General features: G+C 73.1%; 20 protein-coding genes and 1 riboswitch. Of the genes, 3 read left to right on the forward strand and 17 right to left on the reverse strand.

Annotation, left to right across the window (positions count from 1 at the left end):
- Positions 1–70: 70 nt before the first annotated feature.
- From FHX45_RS13875 to FHX45_RS13885, 3 genes are read right to left on the reverse strand one after another with little or no spacing between them, the layout of a single operon-like run.
- Positions 71–1,579 (reverse strand): molybdopterin-dependent oxidoreductase, encoded by a 1,509-nt coding sequence (locus FHX45_RS13875; protein ID WP_341771451.1) that lies wholly within the window; start codon positions 1,577–1,579, stop codon positions 71–73.
- A gap of 19 nt (positions 1,580–1,598) precedes the next feature.
- Positions 1,599–1,835 carry a glutaredoxin family protein gene (locus FHX45_RS13880; RefSeq protein ID WP_167101018.1) on the reverse strand — a complete coding sequence of 79 codons (237 nt, stop codon included), beginning with the start codon at positions 1,833–1,835 and terminating at the stop codon, positions 1,599–1,601.
- Between the two features lie 7 nt (positions 1,836–1,842).
- Positions 1,843–3,336, reverse strand: coding sequence for an AMP-binding protein (locus FHX45_RS13885; RefSeq protein ID WP_167101021.1), 1,494 nt, complete (start codon positions 3,334–3,336; stop codon positions 1,843–1,845).
- Positions 3,337–3,525: 189 nt separating this feature from the next.
- On the opposite strand from FHX45_RS13885, the gene FHX45_RS13890 reads away from it, so the two are divergent.
- Positions 3,526–4,140, forward strand: coding sequence for a sigma-70 family RNA polymerase sigma factor (locus FHX45_RS13890; RefSeq protein ID WP_208407029.1), 615 nt, complete (start codon positions 3,526–3,528; stop codon positions 4,138–4,140).
- 40 nt (positions 4,141–4,180) lie between these two features.
- Complete coding sequence (locus FHX45_RS28405) at positions 4,181–5,176, forward strand: DUF5667 domain-containing protein (RefSeq protein ID WP_167101027.1); 996 nt, start codon at positions 4,181–4,183, stop codon at positions 5,174–5,176.
- Positions 5,177–5,179: 3 nt separating this feature from the next.
- On the opposite strand, the gene FHX45_RS13900 is transcribed toward FHX45_RS28405, so the two are convergent.
- Entirely contained in the window at positions 5,180–5,494 is a 315-nt protein-coding gene (locus FHX45_RS13900) for an SMR family transporter (protein ID WP_167101030.1), read from the reverse strand.
- A gap of 30 nt (positions 5,495–5,524) precedes the next feature.
- A riboswitch (guanidine-III (ykkC-III) riboswitch) is annotated at positions 5,525–5,586 on the reverse strand.
- A gap of 137 nt (positions 5,587–5,723) precedes the next feature.
- Here FHX45_RS13900 and FHX45_RS13905 point away from each other — a divergent pair.
- Positions 5,724–6,560, forward strand: coding sequence for an HAD family hydrolase (locus FHX45_RS13905; protein ID WP_208407031.1), 837 nt, complete (start codon positions 5,724–5,726; stop codon positions 6,558–6,560).
- On the opposite strand, the gene FHX45_RS28410 is transcribed toward FHX45_RS13905, so the two are convergent.
- The 13 genes from FHX45_RS28410 to FHX45_RS13965 form a co-directional block, all read right to left on the reverse strand.
- On the reverse strand, positions 6,545–6,673 hold the full coding sequence (locus tag FHX45_RS28410; RefSeq protein ID WP_279588869.1) for a hypothetical protein: 129 nt from the start codon (positions 6,671–6,673) through the stop codon (positions 6,545–6,547). The genes FHX45_RS13905 and FHX45_RS28410 overlap by 16 nt on opposite strands.
- A gap of 19 nt (positions 6,674–6,692) precedes the next feature.
- On the reverse strand, positions 6,693–7,679 hold the full coding sequence (locus tag FHX45_RS13910; protein WP_167101036.1) for a 1-acyl-sn-glycerol-3-phosphate acyltransferase: 987 nt from the start codon (positions 7,677–7,679) through the stop codon (positions 6,693–6,695).
- Positions 7,680–7,707: 28 nt separating this feature from the next.
- Positions 7,708–8,733: an NAD-dependent epimerase/dehydratase family protein gene (locus tag FHX45_RS13915; protein WP_167101039.1), complete on the reverse strand. Its 1,026-nt coding sequence runs from the start codon at positions 8,731–8,733 to the stop codon at positions 7,708–7,710.
- Between the two features lie 190 nt (positions 8,734–8,923).
- Positions 8,924–9,025: a 30S ribosomal protein bS22 gene (locus FHX45_RS13920; protein ID WP_017986394.1), complete on the reverse strand. Its 102-nt coding sequence runs from the start codon at positions 9,023–9,025 to the stop codon at positions 8,924–8,926.
- Positions 9,026–9,251: 226 nt separating this feature from the next.
- Positions 9,252–9,464 carry a helix-turn-helix domain-containing protein gene (locus tag FHX45_RS13925; protein ID WP_167101042.1) on the reverse strand — a complete coding sequence of 71 codons (213 nt, stop codon included), beginning with the start codon at positions 9,462–9,464 and terminating at the stop codon, positions 9,252–9,254.
- Positions 9,465–9,761: 297 nt separating this feature from the next.
- A complete protein-coding gene (gene proC / locus FHX45_RS13930) occupies positions 9,762–10,568 on the reverse strand; it encodes a pyrroline-5-carboxylate reductase (protein WP_167101045.1) in 807 nt (268 codons plus the stop codon).
- Between the two features lie 23 nt (positions 10,569–10,591).
- Complete coding sequence (locus FHX45_RS13935) at positions 10,592–11,419, reverse strand: acyl-CoA thioesterase domain-containing protein (RefSeq protein WP_167101048.1); 828 nt, start codon at positions 11,417–11,419, stop codon at positions 10,592–10,594.
- The gene (locus FHX45_RS13940) at positions 11,416–12,342 is read right to left on the reverse strand and encodes a proline dehydrogenase family protein (RefSeq protein WP_167101051.1); all 927 of its coding nucleotides are present in this window, start codon (positions 12,340–12,342) and stop codon (positions 11,416–11,418) included. Before FHX45_RS13940 ends, FHX45_RS13935 begins: the two co-directional genes overlap by 4 nt.
- 71 nt (positions 12,343–12,413) lie before the next feature.
- A complete protein-coding gene (locus FHX45_RS13945) occupies positions 12,414–13,184 on the reverse strand; it encodes a sugar phosphate isomerase/epimerase family protein (RefSeq protein WP_167108901.1) in 771 nt (256 codons plus the stop codon).
- A 25-nt stretch (positions 13,185–13,209) separates the two neighbouring features.
- A complete protein-coding gene (locus FHX45_RS13950) occupies positions 13,210–14,844 on the reverse strand; it encodes a hypothetical protein (RefSeq protein ID WP_208405919.1) in 1,635 nt (544 codons plus the stop codon).
- Between the two features lie 88 nt (positions 14,845–14,932).
- The gene (locus tag FHX45_RS13955) at positions 14,933–15,940 is read right to left on the reverse strand and encodes a Ppx/GppA phosphatase family protein (RefSeq protein WP_167101054.1); all 1,008 of its coding nucleotides are present in this window, start codon (positions 15,938–15,940) and stop codon (positions 14,933–14,935) included.
- A gap of 67 nt (positions 15,941–16,007) precedes the next feature.
- Complete coding sequence (locus FHX45_RS13960) at positions 16,008–16,697, reverse strand: response regulator (RefSeq protein WP_167101057.1); 690 nt, start codon at positions 16,695–16,697, stop codon at positions 16,008–16,010.
- Positions 16,697–17,914 carry an ATP-binding protein gene (locus FHX45_RS13965; RefSeq protein ID WP_167101060.1) on the reverse strand — a complete coding sequence of 406 codons (1,218 nt, stop codon included), beginning with the start codon at positions 17,912–17,914 and terminating at the stop codon, positions 16,697–16,699. Before FHX45_RS13965 ends, FHX45_RS13960 begins: the two co-directional genes overlap by 1 nt.
- Positions 17,915–18,042: the final 128 nt, after the last annotated feature.

Below are 18,042 nucleotides of genomic sequence, written 5' to 3' on the forward strand. Positions count from 1 at the left end.
CCGGGAATACGGTAGCCACTTGTGAACGCAGGCACAAAGTGGCTGGTCAGGGGCATGACCGAAGCCACACCTAGCGTGCTGTGAAGGATATCGTGTGCCAGCCGGTGGCGCCGTCGGGAACGACGTCCGCGAGCTGGTCGGTCTGGGTGTAGCCGCGGCGGTCGGTCGCCCGGACCCGCACGAGGTGGCTGCCCCGCGGGGCGGCCACGTCCACCCACCACATCCGCCACGCGTCCACCGTGACCTCGGCGGACAGCTCGGCCGGTACCCACGGTCCGTCGTCCACGCTCACCTCCACCCGGTCGATGCCGGTGTGCTGCGCCCACGCGATGCCCGCGATCCGGACCCGCCCGGCCGGCACCGCGTCGTGCGGGGCGTCGATCCGGGACTCGGTCTTGACCGGCGCCTGCTCGGCCCAGCCGCGCTGGAGCCAGTACGGGGCCCGCGCGTCCCAGGTGGTGACCTCCAGGTCGGTGACCCATTTCGTCGCGGACACGTAGCCGTAGAGCCCCGGCACGACCAGCCGGGCCGGGAACCCGTGCTCGATGGGCAGCGGCTCGCCGTTCATGCCGATCGCGAGCATCGCGCCGACGCCGGGATCGGTCATCGCGGACACCGGGGTGCCCGCGGTCCAGCCGTCGGCGCTGGTGGAGAACACTTGCTCGGCGCCCGGCCGCACCCCGGCCTCGCCCAGCAGGTCGGCCAGGTCCACGCCGACGAACCGCGCCGTGGAGATGTACGGCCCGCCGACCGGGTTGGACACGCAGCACAGCGTGACGATCCGTTCGACCAGCGGGCGGTCCCGGATGTCCGCCCAGGAGTGCGTGACCTCGCGCTCCACCATCCCGTGGATCCGCAGCGACCAGTCCTCGGTGCGCACCTGCGGCACGACGAGCGCGGTGTCGACCCGGTAGAAGTCCGCGTTCGCGGTGAGGAAGGCCGGCGTGCCGAACTTCGCGAAGTCGGCACCGGCGGGCACCGGCGGTGCGGTCCGCGCGGGCACCAGCGGCCCGACGGCGGCGCGGGAGCCGGCCGCGTCGCGGCTGGTGCCGGCGAGCTGGCCGGCGATCCCGGCGGCCCCGGCCCCGAGCGTCGCGAGCAGGAAGTTCCGCCGTGCGGCCGACTCCGGCCACCCGGCGAGCGCGGTGCGGTGCAGCCACGCGAACACCGCGAGCCCGGCGACCAGGCTGACCACCGGCGCGAGCAACGCGACCTGCCCGAGGTCCGGCCGGGTGACGACGGCGACCCCGCCGAGCGCGCCGACCACGGCGACGAACACCAGGCCGGGGGCGGCCCGGCGGCGCGAGGCCAGCCCGGCGGCGACCGCCAGCGCGAGCGCAACCACCGCCATCCCGGCCAGCAGCACCGCCTTGTCCGCGGTGCCGAACGCCGCGACCGCGAAGTCCTTGAGCCAGACCGGGGCCAGGTCGATCGCCGCATCACCCACCGCGACGAACGGCGAGGCGCCGGCGCCGACGAACCCGGCCACCAGGTGCCCGGCACCGAGTGCCGCGACCAGGGAGACCACCCCGGTCAACGCGGCCACGGGTGCGGACAGCCGGGGCGAGTCGGTGCGCACCCCACCAGTCTGACCCCGGTCAGGCCAATGCGGCGCGGAAACGGTCCTCCTCGACCTTCCAGTAGCCGTGCTCGGCACCGTCGACGAGGATCACCGGCACCCGGTCGCCGTACTCGGCCTGCCAGTCCGGGTCGCTGTCGACGTCCTCGGCGCGCCACGGCACGCCCAGCTCGACGCAGATCCGCTCGACGTCCCGCTCCGCCTGGACGCAGGACGGGCACCCCTGCCGGGTCATCACGGTCACTTCGTGGGCCATGGCGACATCATCCCCGCAGCTGGACCCGGCGCAGCTTGCCGGTCGGGGAATGCGGCAACCGCTCGGCGAACTCGACGGCGTGCGGCACCTTGTACCCGGCGAGGCTGGCCGCGCAGTGCTCGACGACCTGCTGCTCGGACAGCGAAGCCCCCGCCGACGGCACGACCACCGCCTTGACCGCCTCCCCACTGCGCTCGTCGAGCACGCCGACCACGGCGACCTCGGCGACCTCCGGCAGCTGCGCGATGACCTCCTCCACCTCGTGCGGGAAGACGTTGAAGCCGTTCACGATGATCAGGTCGTTGGCGCGGTCGACCAGGTGCAGGTCGCCGTCGCTGTCCAGGAACCCGACGTCGCCGGTGCGGAACCAGCCGTCGGCGTCCGGCCCGTGCGCCCCGTCCGGCCAGTAGCCGGAGAACAGGTTGGCGCCGCGGATCGCGACCAGGCCGGTGCCGTCGCCGTCCTCCTCGAAGACGTCCTCCGGGTCCTCCGGATCGAGCGGCACCGGTTCGCCCGAGCCGTCCGGGCCGACCAGCCGCACCTCCACACCGGGCAGCGGGCGCCCGGTCGAGCCGGGCTTCGGGTAGCCGGTGACCAGCGTCGATGTCACCACCGGCGCGGTCTCGGTGAGCCCGTAGCCCTCGAAGACGCCCAGCCCGGTCTTCTCCCGGATCGCGGCCAGCACCTTCGGGTGCAGCGGTGCGGCGCCGGAGGTGAGCAGCCGCACCGTCGCCAGGCCGGCGGCCAGCTCGTCCGGTTCCAGCTCGGCCAGCTCGGCGTACATCGCGGGCACGCCGCCGATGACGGTGACCCGGTGGTCGGCGCACGCGCGCAGCGCCTGACGGGCGTCGAACCGCTCGGCGAGCACCGCGGTCGCGCCGGACGCGGCGCTGAGCAGCAGACCCGGGCCGAGGCCGTAGACGTGGAACAGCGGGATCGCGATCAGCACCCGGTCGTCGTGCCCCACGGGCGCCGGGTCGAGCCGGCTCAGCTGGTCGAGGTTGGCCAGCAGCGCGCGGTGGGACAGCATCACGCCGCGCGGCGGACCGGTCGTGCCCGAGGTGTAGGACAGGACAGCGATGTCCTCTCCCCCGCCCGCGGCGGGGAAGCCCGCACCGGGACCGAGTTCCGGCCGCAGCACGGGCACCGCGGCGGTGCCGTCGTCGGGGTTCCGGCTGATCACCAGGTTCGCGCCGCTGTGCGCGAGGACGGGGTCCAGCTCCGGCCGCGGTGCGAGCGGCGAGACCGGCACCGCGATCGCACCGGAACGGGCGACACCGAACAGGCTGACCGCGAAGTCCGCCGAGGTGGGCAGCCGCAGCGCCACGCGGTCACCGGCGCGGACGCCGTGGTCGGTGAGCCGCTGCGCGAGCCCGCCCGCGGCGGCGTCCAGCTCGGCCCAGGTCAGGCTCACCCCGCCGGTGGTGTCGATCACCGCGACGGCGTCCGGCCACCGGTGCGCGGCGCCGGCGAGCAGGTCGGCGATGTTGACCGTGTGCATGTGGCCAGTGTGGCACCAGCGCCGCCCGTCATGGGGTGGCCCGGCGATCGTCGCTCTTCCGGGAGCCAGCACTACCTACTTCCGGGTAACTACCCGTATGCTGCTTCTCGCGCGTCGGAGTGGTGGTGATCACTCGGGTCGGACAGAGGAGTCGCCGTGACGAACTGGCTTGCCGCCCGCCCAGCGGGCCTGCACGTCGGCACGGTCGCCCGCACGGCGGAAGTGCCGGACGAGCAGGCGGGGCCGTGGGCCCTGGTCCGCGCCGCCCAGCAGGGCGACACCGCCGCCTTCGGCGTGCTCTACGACCAGTACGTGGACGTGGTGTACCGCTACGTGTACTTCCGGCTCACCGACCGCGAGCTCGCCGAGGACATCACCAGCGAGACGTTCCTGCGGGCGCTGCGCCGGATCTCGTCGGTGAGCTACCAGGGGCGTGACGTCGGCGCGTGGTTCATCACCATCGCCCGCAACATCGTCCTCGACCACCTCAAGTCCAGCCGCTACAAGCTCGAGATCGTCACCGGCGAGATCGGCGACTCGGGCACCGCGCCGTTCGCCGCCGCGAGCGGGCCGGACGCCGGGCCGGAGCAGCAGGCGGTCACCAGCGCCACCCGCGACGCCCTGCTGTCCGCGATCGCCGGCCTGGGCGACGACCAGCGCGAATGCATCGTGCTGCGGTTCATCCAGGGCCTGTCGCTGGCGGAGACCGCCCGGATCATGAAGCGCAACGAGGGTGCCATCAAGGCGCTCCAGCACCGCGCGGTGCGCAAGCTCGCGCAGCTGCTGCCGGACGCGTGGCGCTGATGGGCGTAACGACCGCGCGGTTTCCCTCGTTGCAGCACATGTGGACGAGCCCCGGTGGTCGGCGCGTGAGCTGGAGGTCATCTCCGGACTGCGCGGACTCGGTCGTGCCGGCGAACCGGACGACGACACCCGGGCCCGCATCCGCGCGGACATCTCCCGCAAGCTCGCGGCCGAGCCGAGTCGGCGGCGGCGGGCCGTGGCGACGGTCCTCGCCGCCGCGGCCGCGCTGATCGTTCTCGCGGGCGGGCTCGGGCTGGTCCTCTCCCGCGGGGCGCTGCCCGGCGACCCGCTCTACGGCGTGAAGCTGGCCGGCGAGAACGCCGAACTCCAGCTCACCTTCGACGACGGTGCGCGGGGGGCGAAGCACCTGGAGTTCGCCACGCACCGGCTGGCGGAGCTCTCCGCGATGCGGTCCCCGGTCGCCCGTGATTTCCTGACAACGTTGTCGGCCTTCACGTCGGAGGCGAAGGCCGGCAGCGCGCAGCTCACCGTGCTCGGCGTAGCCGGCGACAGCGGGCGGCTGGACCAGCTGCGCACGTGGACGCACGAGCAGAGCGGCAAGCTGGACCGCCTCGCGGTCCCGGACGGAGCGCGGCCCGAGTTCACGCAGGCGGCCGCGTTGCTGAACCGCATCGACGAGCGCGCCGTGGCGCTGTCCGAGCGCCTGCCCTGCTACCGGATCACCACCGGCGCGGCCGACGAGCTCGGCGCCGTGCCCGCCACCGGCGAGTGCACCGGGCCGCCGGAGGCCACGCCCGGCACCCCGTCCGGCGTCCCGCTGCCGCCGGTCAGCGCGGTGGCACCGCCGCCGGTCGCGATCCCGGCCAACCCGGCCACGCCGGGCACGACGCAACCGGTGGTGCCCCCGGCGACCGGTCCGGTCCCGTCGGCGGGCGGGCACGCGCCGACCGTGGCGCCGCCGCCGATCAGCGCGCCCACCGCAACCCGTCCACCGACGACGCCGACCACCACGCCACCGCCGTTGATCTCGGTGCCGCCCCTGCTGCCGGGCCTGCCCGGGCTGGGGATCGGCTGACGATCAGTGCAGGACCTTGAGTCCGAGCACCCCGGCGACGATGAGTCCCAGGCACACCAGCCGGGTCGCGGTCACCGGGTCGCCGAGGGCGACCATGCCGTAGACCGCGGTGCCGATCGCACCGATGCCCACCCACACCGCGTAACCGGTCCCGATGGGGATCGACCGCATCGCGACCGATAGCCCGGCCATGCTGGCGACCAGGGCGACGGCGAACACCACGGTCGGCAGCGGACGGCTGAACCCGCGGGCGGCGTTGAGGGCGGCCGCCCACACGGTCTCGAGCAGGCCGGACACGATGAGCACGAGCCACGCCACGGGTACCTCCGAAGACTGAAGCGACGTTGTCCTGCGTCGTCTTGTCCTGCCGGGTACGACGTCCCTCGTCCGGGGTGGCGTGCCACCACCGCCGAGAATACCCGCCGACGCCATCGCCTGATCCGGATCTGTGACGTGCTCGCTACGCTGATCCCTAGGACAAGCGCAGGAGGCGGTGTGCGTGTGGCGGAGCAGGGGTGAGAGCCCGGAGCGCGAGCGGCTCGCCGAGATGGCCGGGGAGGCGTCGGCCGACGCCGCCGTGGCCATGGAGTCCCAGCCGGACGCACCGCCGGCACCGCCGGACCTGACCGCCGCCGCGTTCTTCGACGTCGACAACACGATGATGATGGGCGCGTCGATCTTCCACTTCGCCCGTGGCCTGGCGGCCCGCAAGTACTTCACCACCTCGGACCTGGCCGGGTTCGCCTGGCAGCAGATCAAGTTCCGGGTCGGCGGACGTGAATCGCACAGCGGCGTGCAGACCAGCCGGGAACAGGCGCTGTCGTTCGTCGCGGGCAAGACCGTCGCCGAGATGAACCAGGTCGGCGAGGAGATCTACGACGAGCTGATGGCCGACAAGATCTGGTCGGGCACGCGGGCACTGGCGGAGATGCACCTCAACGCCGGCCAGCGGGTCTGGCTGGTGACGGCCACTCCGGTCGAGCTGGCCGCGATCATCTCCCGGCGGCTCGGGCTGACCGGTGCACTGGGCACGGTCGCCGAGCACGTGGACGGCGTGTACACCGGCCGCCTGGTCGGCGATCTGCTGCACGGCAGGGCGAAGGCGCACGCGGTGCGGGCGCTCGCCGCGCGGGAGGGCCTGAACCTGCGCCGCTGCACGGCGTACTCGGACTCGTCGAACGACATCCCGATGCTGTCGGTGTGCGGCACGGCGGTCGCGGTCAACCCGGACGCCGGGCTGCGCGAGGTGGCGCGTGCCCGCGGCTGGGAGATCCGCGACTTCCGGACCGGCCGCAAGGCGGCGAAGATCGGGGTGCCGTCCGTGCTGGGGGCCGGTGCCCTGGCGGGCGCCGTCGCGGCCGGGATGGCCTACCGCCGCCGCTGACCCCGGTCGTGGGTCGATTCGCCGGCGGCAATTCCGGTGATCAGGTTCGCCAGCTTCAGCACCGTGCCCACGGCCCGGCCCACCGTGTACCCGACACGCTTGATCAGCCCCATGCCTCCCAGCATGGCACGGTCAGTCCCGGAACGGGCTGCGCCGGTGCGCCAGCCGCCGGTACAGCGTGGTCTGGATGACCTCCCGCACCTGGTCGGTCAGCGAGAACACCAGCATCGGGTCGTCGCGGTCCTCCTCGGCGTAGGAGTCGGTCCGGATCGGCTCCCCGAACTCGATGTGCCACTTCGTCGGCAGCGGGATCGCGCCGAGCGGCCCCAGCAGCGGGAAGAACGGCGTGACCGGGAAGTACGGCAGCCCCAGCAGCCGCGCCAGCGGCTTGAGGTCGCCGATCTTCGGGTAGATCTCCTCCGCGCCCACGATGGCGCAGGGGATGATCGGAACCCGCGTGCGCAGCGCGGCGGACACGAAGCCGCCACGCCCGAACCGCTGCAGCCGGTACCGGGCCGAGAACGGTTTGCCGATGCCCTTGTAACCCTCCGGCCACACGCCCACCAGCTCACCCGAGCACAGCAGCCGCTCCGCGTCCGCCGCGCACGCCAGCGTCTGCCCGGTCTTGCGGGCGAGCGTCCCGAGCAGCGGTGTCTGGAAGACCAGGTCCGCGCCGAGCATCCGCAGGTGCCGGCCGGGGGTCTCGTCGTGCACCGCGATGGCGGTCATCACCGCGTCCAGCGGCAGCGTGCCGGAGTGGTTGCACACGATGAGCGCGCCGCCGTCGTCCGGCAAGTTCTGCGTGCCGTGCGTGGTCACCCGGAAGTACTTCTCGTACAGCAGCCGCAGCGGCGGCAGCAGCAGGGTGTCGGTCAGCTCGGCGTCGAAGCCGAACTGGTCGACGGCGTAGTCGCCGGTCAGCCGGTGCTTGAGGAACCGCACGAGCCGGGAGACGGCGTCCGGTGCCGGCTCCGGCTCCGCCGCCGGTGCGGTCCGCCCCGGAAAGGCCACCACGGGCGCGTCGGCCGGGGTCTGCCCAGGCCGGGGCGGCTCGTCCGCCGGCTTCTCGCGCCCGGGTGCGTGCAGGGGGATGACCCGTGCTTGCGCGCTGGTCGTCACTTCTTCGGCCCCGCTTTCCTCTCTCTGGTCATCGGATCGCCGCCAGCACCTTGCCGGCCGCCGCGGCCAGCTGCGCACCGTCCAGCACGGGCCGCAACCCGCGTCCGGTGACGTAGTCGTCGAAGGCCGCCGCGGTGGACCACCGCGGCCGGTAGCCGAACACCTCGGCCAGCCGGGTCGTGTCGACGACCCGCCCGTAGTTCAGCAGCCGCACCTGGTCCGGCGAGAAGTCCGCCTTCGCACCACGCAGCACCTTGGCCACCGTGCCCACCGCGGCCCGCGGTACCGGCAGCTCGACCCGGCCCGCGCGCCGGATCGCCTGTGACAGGGTGAGTACCCCGTCACCCCCGGCGTTGAACACCCCCGGCTTGTCCTCCAGGGTGGCCTGCTCCAGGATCGCCAGCGCGTCGGAGGCGTGCAGCAGCTGCAACCGCGCGTCGTAGCCCAGCACGGTGGGCACGACGGGGAGCGCGAAGTAGCGGGCCAGCACGGTGTCCACGTCCGGCCCGATGACGTTGGTGAAGCGGGTGGTGGTGATGGTCAGGTCGGGGCGGCGGCGGGCCAGCCCGCGCACGTAGCCCTCCACCTCGACCGCGTCCTTCGCGTAGCCGCTGGACGAGGCCGGGATGAGCTCGGCGTCCTCGGTGAACACGGCCGGCGACCGCGGCCCCGCGCCGTAGACGGCGGCGGTCGACTTCACCACGAGTTTGCGCACCTTGGGGGCCCGCTGGCACGCGGCGAGCAGGCGCATGGTGCCGATGACGTTGACTTCCTTGATCGCCGTGCGGCGCGCGGGTCCCGCCGGGTGCACGGTGGTGGCGCAGTGCACGACGGTGTCGACTCCGGCGGAGTCGAGGATCCGGGCGATCAGCGGGTTGCGGATGTCGGCACGGACGAACTCGCCGTGGCCGAGGCGCTGCAGGATCGCCTTCGGTGGCGGCGCGGTGTCGACACCGATCACCCGCTCGACATCCGGGTTGTTGCCCAGCCGTACCAGCAGCCTGCCGCCGAGTTCGCCGCCGACCCCGGTGACCAGCACGACAGTGGACGCCATGAAACCCCCTGACACGGGTGTGGGACGTGGTGTTCGCGGCAGTGGCCGATGCTACCCCGCAACCCGGCCCGAGTCAGGTGCGCTCACCCCCTGTTAACCCAGGTCAGGGACTTACGCCGGGAATGCCGGAAAAGGCACGCGGCCCGCCCAGGATCTGGACGGGCCGCGTGCGGAACTTTCGCGCAGGGACTTACTTGCCCTGCTTGCGCCGCTGCATCCGCGTGCGGCGCAGCAACTTGCGGTGCTTCTTCTTGGACATGCGCTTGCGGCGCTTTTTGATCACCGAGCCCACGGGCGCTCCTTCACGTTTCGTCTGCTTCACACGCTGCCCAGCGCAACGTCCAAAGAGTTGAAGCGCTACAGGCACGAGCGGGCTTCAAGGTTACCGGGCGGGCCCGCGCACCGGCGCGGGCCCCCGGCCTAGTGGATGTTTCGAGCGGCGGAACCGTCGGCGCTCCTCCAGCGAGGGGCCGCCTCAGGTTCCGCTGCCCGCACCACGCACGAGGCTCTTCCTGGTCTCAGCCCACATCGAAGTAGGCGCTCTCCAGGTACTCGTGGACTGCCTTCTCGGGCACCCGGAACGACTTGCCGACGCGAACGGCCGGTAGCTCGCCCGAGTGCACGAGCCGGTAGACGGTCATCTTGGAGACCCGCATCAGCGCAGCCACCTCGGCGACCGTCAGGAACTGGACCTGCCCGACAGCGGGCACGTCCTTGTTGTTCGACGGCATACGTCACCGTGCCCTTCGACACGTGTCGTGCCGCTCGGCTTCCCCACCGGGCGGTACCGACACGCACGTGCTTCACCCTTGAGGGTAGCGGGACAGCTGGGGCCAATGCGACGCCCGGACGGTACTTTCCCGCGAAAGTGCCCGGTCGGCGGCGCCCGTTCGGCCTAGTCGGAGAAGCGGCTGGTGGCCGCCGACCCGCGGGTCGGACCCGGACAGCGAGAGGCATTCGGCCGCACCCCCGGCGGCCGAATGCGCCGGGAGCCTACCAATCCGGCAGCCTCTTGAACAACGTTTCCGCTACTCGTGGGCCTTGCCGAGCTCCACCGAGCGGTCCCGGGCCGCCTCGATGGCGGCCAGGAGCGCCGCCCGCACGCCGTGCTTCTCCAGCTCCCGGATGGCGTTGATCGTGGTGCCCGCCGGCGACGTGACGGCCTCCCGGAGGATCACCGGGTGCTCGCCGGTCTCGGCGAGCATCTTCGCCGCCCCGACGGCCGACTGGATGATCAGCTTCTCGGCCACCGCGCGCGGCAGGCCGAGCAGGATCCCGGCGTCGATCATGGCCTCGACCAGGAAGAAGAAGTACGCAGGGCCGGATCCGGACAGCGCGGTGACCGCGTCCTGCTGCGACTCGGGCACCTCGACGACCTGGCCGACGGTGGACAGCATCTCCGTCACGAGCGCGACGTGCTCGCGCGTGGCGTGCCTGCCCGGCGACACGGCGCTCATCGCCTCGCCGACGACCATCGGCGTGTTCGGCATCACCCGCACCACCGGCACGCCGTCCGGCAGCCGCCGCTCGTACAGGCTCGTCGGCAGGCCCGCGCACAGCGACACGACCAGCGAATTCGGCCCCACCAGCGGTGCCAGCTCGGCCAGCACCGGCTCGATGTCCTGGGGCTTGACCGCGACGACCAGCACGTCGGCGCGCTTGGCCGCCTCCGCGACCTCGACCCCGGCGATCCCGTACCGCTCGGTCAGGTCCGCGGAGCGCTCCGGGTGGCGTTCGGTGAACAGCAGCTCGGCCGGGCCGCGCCCGCCCTGCAACAGGCCCGCCAGCAGCGCCTCACCGATCTTCCCCGCCCCGAGAACCGCAATCACCGTCATGCCACCAGCGTGCCAAAGCCACCTCAGGGCGCCGGTGCCAGGGCCAGCTGCCGCGCCTGGCAGACGAGTTTCCCGGCGGAATCGATCACCGTCGCGTCCGAGTCGAACCACGCTTCCTGCACCGTCCGGCAGTCGACCTGGACGCGGAGCCAGCCGGGCGCCGGGCGCGCGCGGACCAGCGCGGTCAGCTGGGCGGTGGGGGCCCAGCCCGCCCGGCCCAGGTTGACCACCACGGGCGGGTTGATGTCGCCCGCGAGCAGCGCGAAGAAGGCGTCCGGCGCCGCATGCCGCGGCTTCACCCACAGCCGGAGGCGGGGCGGGTCGCCGGGCCGGCCGGTCAGGAAACCGGCGGTCGCGGGGTCCACCCGCACGTCGCAGCCCTTGGCCAGGTTGAACACGCCTTCCGCGGTCTCCCCGGCGAGGTGGATCGCCCGCGGCGGCGGCTCGGCCGGCATCCGCGGGAGGTCCGTCCAGTCCGGCCGCCGCACCGGCAGCCGCCCGGTGGTGACCGTCGCCTCGACGCAGCTGCGCCCGCGCTGCTCCAGCCGGACGGCGACGACGGTCGCGCGGCGGCCGACCTTGCGGATGTCGGTGCGCAGCAGCGCCGGGCCGATGGCGGGCGGGCGCAGGAACTCGGCGCTCACCGCGAGCGGATCGGTGGAGGGCTCGCCGTGCTCGGACAGCACCGCGAGCGCCGCGCGTGCCATCAACGCGATCACGAATCCCCCGTGCGGGTGGGTACCGATGGACCACTCGTGCCGCAGGTCGGCGGTCAGCGTGCCGTCCCCCAGCGACCGGACCGCGCACGCCACTTCGAACGCGGCGGGGTCGGGGACCTCTGCGACGCTCACGAACGGCTGACCAGCGCGCGCAGGAAGAACAACAGGTTCGCGGGCCGCTCCCCGAGCCGCCGCATCAGGTACGGGTACCAGTGCTCCCCGAACGGCACGTACACGCGCACGGTTTCCCCCTCGCCCGCCAGGCGGCGCTGCTCGTCGGGCCGCACGCCGTAGAGCATCTGGTACTCGTAGCTGCCCGGCTTGCGGCCGTACCAGCGGGCGCGTTCGGCCAGGATGGCGATCAACCGGGGGTCATGGGTGGCGAACATGGGGTAACCATCCCCCGCCAGCAGGAGATTCGCACAACGGACATAAGCCAGGTCCACCTCGTGGACACGCGAGTACGCCACCTCGTCCGGTTCGGCGTAGGCGCCCTTGCACAGCCGGATCCGCGAGCCCGCGCCCGCCAGTGCCCGCACGTCGTCGCCGGTCCGGCGCAGGTACGCCTGCAGCACGCCACCCACCCATGGCCAGGTGCGGCGCAGCTCGCCGAGCACCCGCAGCGTCGCGTCCGTCGTGGTGTGATCCTCCATGTCGAGGGTCACGGTGGTGCCGCACTGCTCGGCCGCCGCGCACACGCGGTGGGCGTTGTCGAGCGCGAGCCGCTCGTCCAGCCGCAGCCCGAGCGCGGACAGCTTCACGCTGACCTCGGCCCGCCCGGCCAGCCCCGCACCGTAGAGGCGGTCCAGCAGCGCGAGGTAGGTCTGGACCGTCTGCTCGGCCTGCGCGGGCTCGGTCACGTCCTCCCCGAGGTAGTCCAGGGTGACCGCCAGCCCGTCGCCGGTCAGCCGGGCCACGCGGGTGACCGCGTCGGCGACGGTGTCCCCGGCGACGAATCGCGCTACGACACCCGAGGTCCCCGGGGCGGCCGCCACGATGCGGCGGACCGCGTCGCTTCCGGCGGCGGCGAGAATCGGTGATCGCAGCGGGTTCACAGCCGGAACTTTACGTGTTCATCCATCGGAATCCCACGATCCAACTCGGAAAGTTGATCTTGTAGGGGGGCTCACCGGCCGAGGTGGAAGCGCGCGAACAACAGCGCTTCGGCCAGGTCACGGGCGCGGTCGGCGCTCGCCGCGCGGCGCGTGTTGACCTCCAGGACCACCTGACCGGTGAACGACGCCGCCACCAGCTTCTCCAGCAGCTCCGCGCACGGCTGGTTCCCCCGGCCGGGAACCAGGTGCTCGTCCTTCGGGACTCCGGTGCCGTCCGCGAGGTGCACGTGGGTCAGGCCCGGCCCCATGCGGTCGGCGAGCGCCAGCGCGTCCATCCCCGCGGCGGCGCTGTGCGACAGGTCGAGCGTGTAGTGCCGGTAGCCGACCTCCGTCGGGTCGATCGACGGCCGGAACGCGGACACGCGCGCGTCCCGGCGACCGCCCGGCGGCCGGACCTTGAACATGTTCTCGACCGCGATCTCGACGCCGGTGTCGTCCTCCAGCTCGGCCACGAGGTCGGCGAACGCGTCGCCGTAGCGGCGCTGCCAGCGGAACGGCGGATGCACGACGACGGTGCGCGCCTCCAGCTCGAGGGCCGCCTCGACGCTGCGGCGCAGCCGCACCACCGGGTCCGGCGACCACACCCGCTGCGTGATCAGCAGCGACGGCGAGTGCACCGACAGCACCGGCACGCCGGTCCGCCGGGAGAGGCGCCGCAGCGCCCCGACGTCCTGGCTGAGCGGGTCGACCCAGACCATCACCTCGACCCCGTCGTACCCCAGCCGCTGGGCCAGCTCGAAAGCCGCGCCGGCCCGCAGCGGCCAGACCGACGCGGTGGACATTCCGATCGGTACCGGCACGCTCGCCTTACCTCGACAACAACAGCAGGGCCGCGGGCGAGACGGTCACCACGAGACCGACCAGCACCGCGAGGACCGTGGTCTGGATGTCGTCGGCGCGGCGGATGCGCCGGACGATCCACACCAGCCCGACGATCACCACCAGCGCGGCGATCAGCGCCGCCGCCGGGATCTTGCCCCACAGCCAGTTGAAGCCCAGCCACACGGCCGCGCCACCGACGACCCCACCGGCGAGCTGAGCGGCCATCGAGAGCCACTGCTTCGCCGGCGAGGGCTCCGTCTCCGGTTCCGCGTCGGGTTCGGCGGCGGCCTCCTCCGGCTCCGCGGCCTCCTCGTCGTAGTCGTAGCCGGGTTCGGCCCCCTCCTCGGCTGGGCCGAACTCGCCGAACTCGTCCGCGTCCTCGACGTCGTCGAGGTTCTCGACCTCCTCGATGTCCTCGGCGAACGGGTCGTGGAACCCGGTGGCCTCCAGGTCCGGTCCGGGCTCGTCCGGCTGCGGCGGACCGCCGGGCGGGAACGTCGCCGGGTGGAACCCGGTCGGCTCGTCGGGACCGCCCGGGTCCCGCACCGGCGGCATGATGCCGACCTCGGTGTCCTCCTCGGCGCGGGCCGCCTCCCGGCCACGGCGCCAGCGTTGCAGGCCCGCGGGCGGAGCGGCCAGCCCGGCCGGCGGCGCGTCCGGCGACGGCTCGTCGGCCGGCTTGATCTCGCCCACCGGCTCGAACTGCTCGGTGCTCGGGTCCGGCGGCGGGGTGACACGCGCCGGGGCACGCCGCGGGCGGCCCGGCGGCGGGAACGTACCGGTGGCCCGCCCGCCGGTGGGCGGGACGTCCGGGTCGACCGGCGCGTCGAGCCCGTCCAGCCGCGCGGCGAGACCGGTGCTCGTCTCCTCGCCCGGCGGACGGCGGCGCAGCGGTGGCGGTACCGCCTCGACGGGCGGCACCGGCAGGGCGCCGGAGTCCTGCGGCGGCAGCGGCAACGCGCCCGACTCCTGGGGCGGGCGGCGCAGGTACGCGGAGTCCTGCGGGTGCGGGCGCCGCAGCGGCATCGAATCCTGCGGCGGCGGCAAGGCGCCGGTGTTCGGGCGCGCGAAGCCGCCCGAGTCCTGCTGGCGCCGCGGGAGGGCACCCGGGTCCGGACGAGCCGGGCCCGGCGGCTCCGGCGCCGGCGGGCGCGGCATCGCGGCGGAACTCTGCTGACCGGGCGGTATGGGCGAACCCGGCGAGTCCGGCAGGACCGGCCGCGGCATCGCCGCGGAGCTCTGCTGACCCGGCGGCACGGGCTGGCCCGGGGGAACGGGGTGACCCGGCGGCACGGGCTGACCCGGCGGTACCGGCGGCGGGCCCTGCTCGGGCCGGCGGAACCCGGCCGGGTCCGGACGGCCCGGCGAGTCGGGCACGGCCCGGCGGCCGCCGTTGCGCCCCGGGGGCGCACCGTTCGCGCGGACCCGGTCGATGATCGCCTGCGGGCCGGTCTCGGTGACGTCGTGGCCGCGGCGCGGGCCGTCGGCCTCCTCGGGCGCCACGTCCTCGTCGTCGGCCGCGCGACGGCGCCGCCGCCGGCCCTCGATGTTCCCCCCGTGGAGGGCGAGCAGCTCGGCGACGGTCTTCTGCGACCGGTCTTCTCGGCTCTCTCGGCTCATCGTGTCATCCCAACCAGCGCGTAGGGCCACAAGACGCGGGCTCGTGTACCGCACACGCCCACCACCGCCTTACGCATCCTTCCGCCTTTCACCGTGCCTGATCGAGCTCACCGAGGTCCAGCCGTGTGCTGTCACCGGTGGTTCTGCCGCGGCGAACAGCCGCCTCGTCACCGTTGGAGTGATCAAGCCGCCGCAGGATGACGCCCTCTCGCAGCGCCCAGGGGCAGATCTCCAGTTCGTCCAGCGACAGCGCCCGCATCGCGGCCTGGGCCACCAGCGCGCCACCGGCCAGCTGGTGCGCGCGGCTCGCGCTGACGCCCTCCAGCTCGGCGAGGTCGGCCGCCTCCATCCGGGAGATGAAGGCGATGAGCTGCCGCAGTGCGGTCTGGGACAGGGTACGGCGTACCCGCGGGCCGGCTGCGGAGGGCGCCGCCCCGGTCAGTCTGGCCAGGGAACGAAAGGTCTTCGAGGTCGCCACCACGCGGTCCGGCGGGCCGAGCTTGGCGACCCGTCTGGCCAGCGGCGCGAGCTGGTCCTCCAGCCACGCCGAGGTGGATACGAGCTCGGACCGGGTCGGCGGGTCGTGCGCGAAGCGGGTGCGGCTGATCCGGCCCGCGCCGAGCGGCAGGGACTCCGCCAGCGCCGGCTCCTCGTCGATCCCCATCGCCACCTCGAGCGAACCGCCCCCGATGTCGAGCACCAGCAGCTGGCCGGCCGACCAGCCGAACCACCGCCGCACCGCGAGGAAGGTCAGCCGGGCTTCGTCGACCCCGGACAGCACGGTCAGCTCGACACCGGTGGCGTCGGCGACCTTGCGCAGCACCTCGGAGCTGTTGTCGGCCTCGCGCACCGCGGAGGTGGCGAACGCCATCAGCTCCTCGCAGCCCAGTGCCGCCGCGGCGACCTTGGCGTTCTGCACGGCCTCGACCAGCGCCTGCGCACCCTGCTTGGCGAGGTGGTTGTGCTTGGTGATCTGCTCCGCCAGCCGCAGCACGGTCTTCTCGGAGTGCATCGGCGTCGGGTGGGCACCGCGGTGTGCGTCCACCACGAGCAGGTGGACGGTGTTCGAACCGACGTCGAGTACCCCTAAGCGCACAAAACCCTACGGTACCGGTACCTCCCGTGTGCGGCCGCAAAGTGCCGGATAGGCCACCTCGGCTTGCTCAGGACTCGAACTTGTACCCGAGACCGCGCACGGTGACCAGGTGGCGCGGCGAGCCCGGATCCGGCTCGATCTTCGAGCGCAGGCGCTTGACGTGGACGTCGAGCGTCTTGGTGTCGCCGACGTAGTCCGCGCCCCACACCCGGTCGATCAGCTGCCCGCGGGTGAGCACCCGGCCGACGTTGCGCAGCAGGTATTCGAGCAGGTCGAACTCCTTGAGCGGCAGCGACACCTCGCCGCCGTCGACGGTGACCACGTGCCGCTCGACGTCCATCCGCACCGGACCGGCCGCCAGGACGGGCGGCGACAGCTCGCCGTCGCCGCCGGTCTCGCCGCCACGCCGGAGCACCGCGCGGATGCGGGCGATCAGCTCCCGCGCCGAGTACGGCTTGGTGACGTAGTCGTCGGCGCCCAGCTCCAGGCCCACGACCTTGTCGATCTCGCTGTCCCGCGCGGTCACCATGATCACCGGCACGGCCGAGCGCTGCCGCAGCTGCTTGCACACGTCGGTGCCGCTCATCCCGGGCAGCATCAGGTCCAGCAGGACGATGTCCGCCCCGTTGCGGTCGAACTCGTCCAGGGCCTGCTGGCCGTTCGTGGCGACCGCGGCCGTGAACCCCTCCTTGCGCAACAGGAAGGCCAACGGGTCGGCGAAGGACTCCTCGTCCTCGACGATGAGCACTCTCGTCACTACTTTCCTCCCTGGTTCCGGCCGTCCTTGGCGGCGGTCACGAGCCGCGACAGCTGTGCGGTGGTCTGGTCGTCGCGAGCGTCGGGGGTTCCGTCCCCGTTGCGCCCGGACTGGTGCATCGGGATCCGCAGTGTGAACGTCGATCCCGTGCCCGGCCTGCTCCACAGCTTCACGTCGCCGCCGTGGTTGGCGGCGACGTGCTTGACGATGGCCAGGCCGAGCCCGGTGCCGCCGGTGGCGCGCGAGCGCGCCTTGTCCGCCCGGTAGAAGCGTTCGAAGACGCGCTGCTGGTCCTCCTCGGCGATGCCGATGCCGCGGTCGGTCACCGCGATCTCGACCATGCCGCCGGACAGGCGGCGGCTGATCGTCACCGGGCTGCCCGGCTGGGAGTAGTTGACCGCGTTGTCCAGCAGGTTCGACAGCGCCGTGACCAGCAGCGTGCGGTCGCCCTCGATGAGCAGGCCGCTGGGCTCGTCCGTGGTGATCTGGATTTCCCGGGACTCGGCGGAGAGCCGGGTGCGGCCCAGCGCCTCCCGCACCACGGCGTCCACCTCGACCACGTTCAGATCGGGCAGCCGCTCGGCGCCCTGCAGCCGGGACAACGCGATCAGCTCGCTGACCAGGGTGCCGAGCCGGGTCGACTCGTGCAGGATCTTGCCACCGAAGCGGCGCACCTCCGTCACGTCCTCGGCCGCGTCCAGGACCGCCTCGGCGAGCAGCGCGATCGCGCCCACCGGCGTCTTGAGCTCGTGGCTGACGTTCGCGACGAAGTCGCGCCGCACCGCCTCCAGCCGGGCCGCCTCGGAGTGGTCCACCGCCTCGACGACGGTGAAGCCCTCGCCGAGCGGCCGGATCTCGGCGACCACGGCCTCCGGCTGACGGCCGCGGGCCTCCAGGGGCGACAGGTCGATATCGAGGGGATCGCCGGTCTCCTGGACCTGTTCGGCCGCGACCCGCGCCCGCGGGTCCGCGCGATTGGCCTGGACCAGGCCGAGCACCTCGGCGCGGTGGTTGGACAGCACCAGGTCGCCGAAGCGGTTCAGCACCAGGATCCCGTTGTTCGACGAGCGGACCAGCCGGAGCAGCAGCTCGGCGACCGTGGGGCCGACGGGCCGTCGCTGGGCCCGCCGCTGCCGCAGCCGCGGAACGAGGTAACCGGCGATCAGGCCGGCCAGCAGACAGCCGACGGCCAGCAGAACCGCACCCGGCGCACTCACGGGTGAATCGTAAGCATGGAAGTGGCGCTCCGGCCTAGTCCCGGACGACTTCTCGTGACGGCTGTGACACCTCCACGAGGGGTGTTTCCCCGCCCGTCAACCAGCGTTCACGCGTCCTGTCCCGTCCC

This window comes from Amycolatopsis granulosa (assembly GCF_011758745.1).
Lineage (GTDB): Bacteria > Actinomycetota > Actinomycetes > Mycobacteriales > Pseudonocardiaceae > Amycolatopsis_E > Amycolatopsis_E granulosa.

Excerpts from the sequence above, each read along its gene's own strand:
- proC (WP_167101045.1), bottom strand. The coding sequence starts at position 10,568 with ATGACGGTGATTGCGGTTCTCGGGGCGGGGAAGATCGGTGAGGCGCTG.
- FHX45_RS13885 (WP_167101021.1), bottom strand. The coding sequence starts at position 3,336 with ATGCACACGGTCAACATCGCCGACCTGCTCGCCGGCGCCGCGCACCGG.
- FHX45_RS13915 (WP_167101039.1), bottom strand. The coding sequence starts at position 8,733 with ATGGCGTCCACTGTCGTGCTGGTCACCGGGGTCGGCGGCGAACTCGGC.
- FHX45_RS13950 (WP_208405919.1), bottom strand. The coding sequence starts at position 14,844 with ATGAGCCGAGAGAGCCGAGAAGACCGGTCGCAGAAGACCGTCGCCGAG.
- FHX45_RS13905 (WP_208407031.1), top strand. The coding sequence starts at position 5,724 with ATGGCCGGGGAGGCGTCGGCCGACGCCGCCGTGGCCATGGAGTCCCAG.
- FHX45_RS13925 (WP_167101042.1), bottom strand. The coding sequence starts at position 9,464 with ATGCCGTCGAACAACAAGGACGTGCCCGCTGTCGGGCAGGTCCAGTTC.
- FHX45_RS28410 (WP_279588869.1), bottom strand. The coding sequence starts at position 6,673 with ATGGGGCTGATCAAGCGTGTCGGGTACACGGTGGGCCGGGCCGTGGGC.
- FHX45_RS13880 (WP_167101018.1), bottom strand. The coding sequence starts at position 1,835 with ATGGCCCACGAAGTGACCGTGATGACCCGGCAGGGGTGCCCGTCCTGC.
- FHX45_RS13945 (WP_167108901.1), bottom strand. The coding sequence starts at position 13,184 with ATGTCCACCGCGTCGGTCTGGCCGCTGCGGGCCGGCGCGGCTTTCGAG.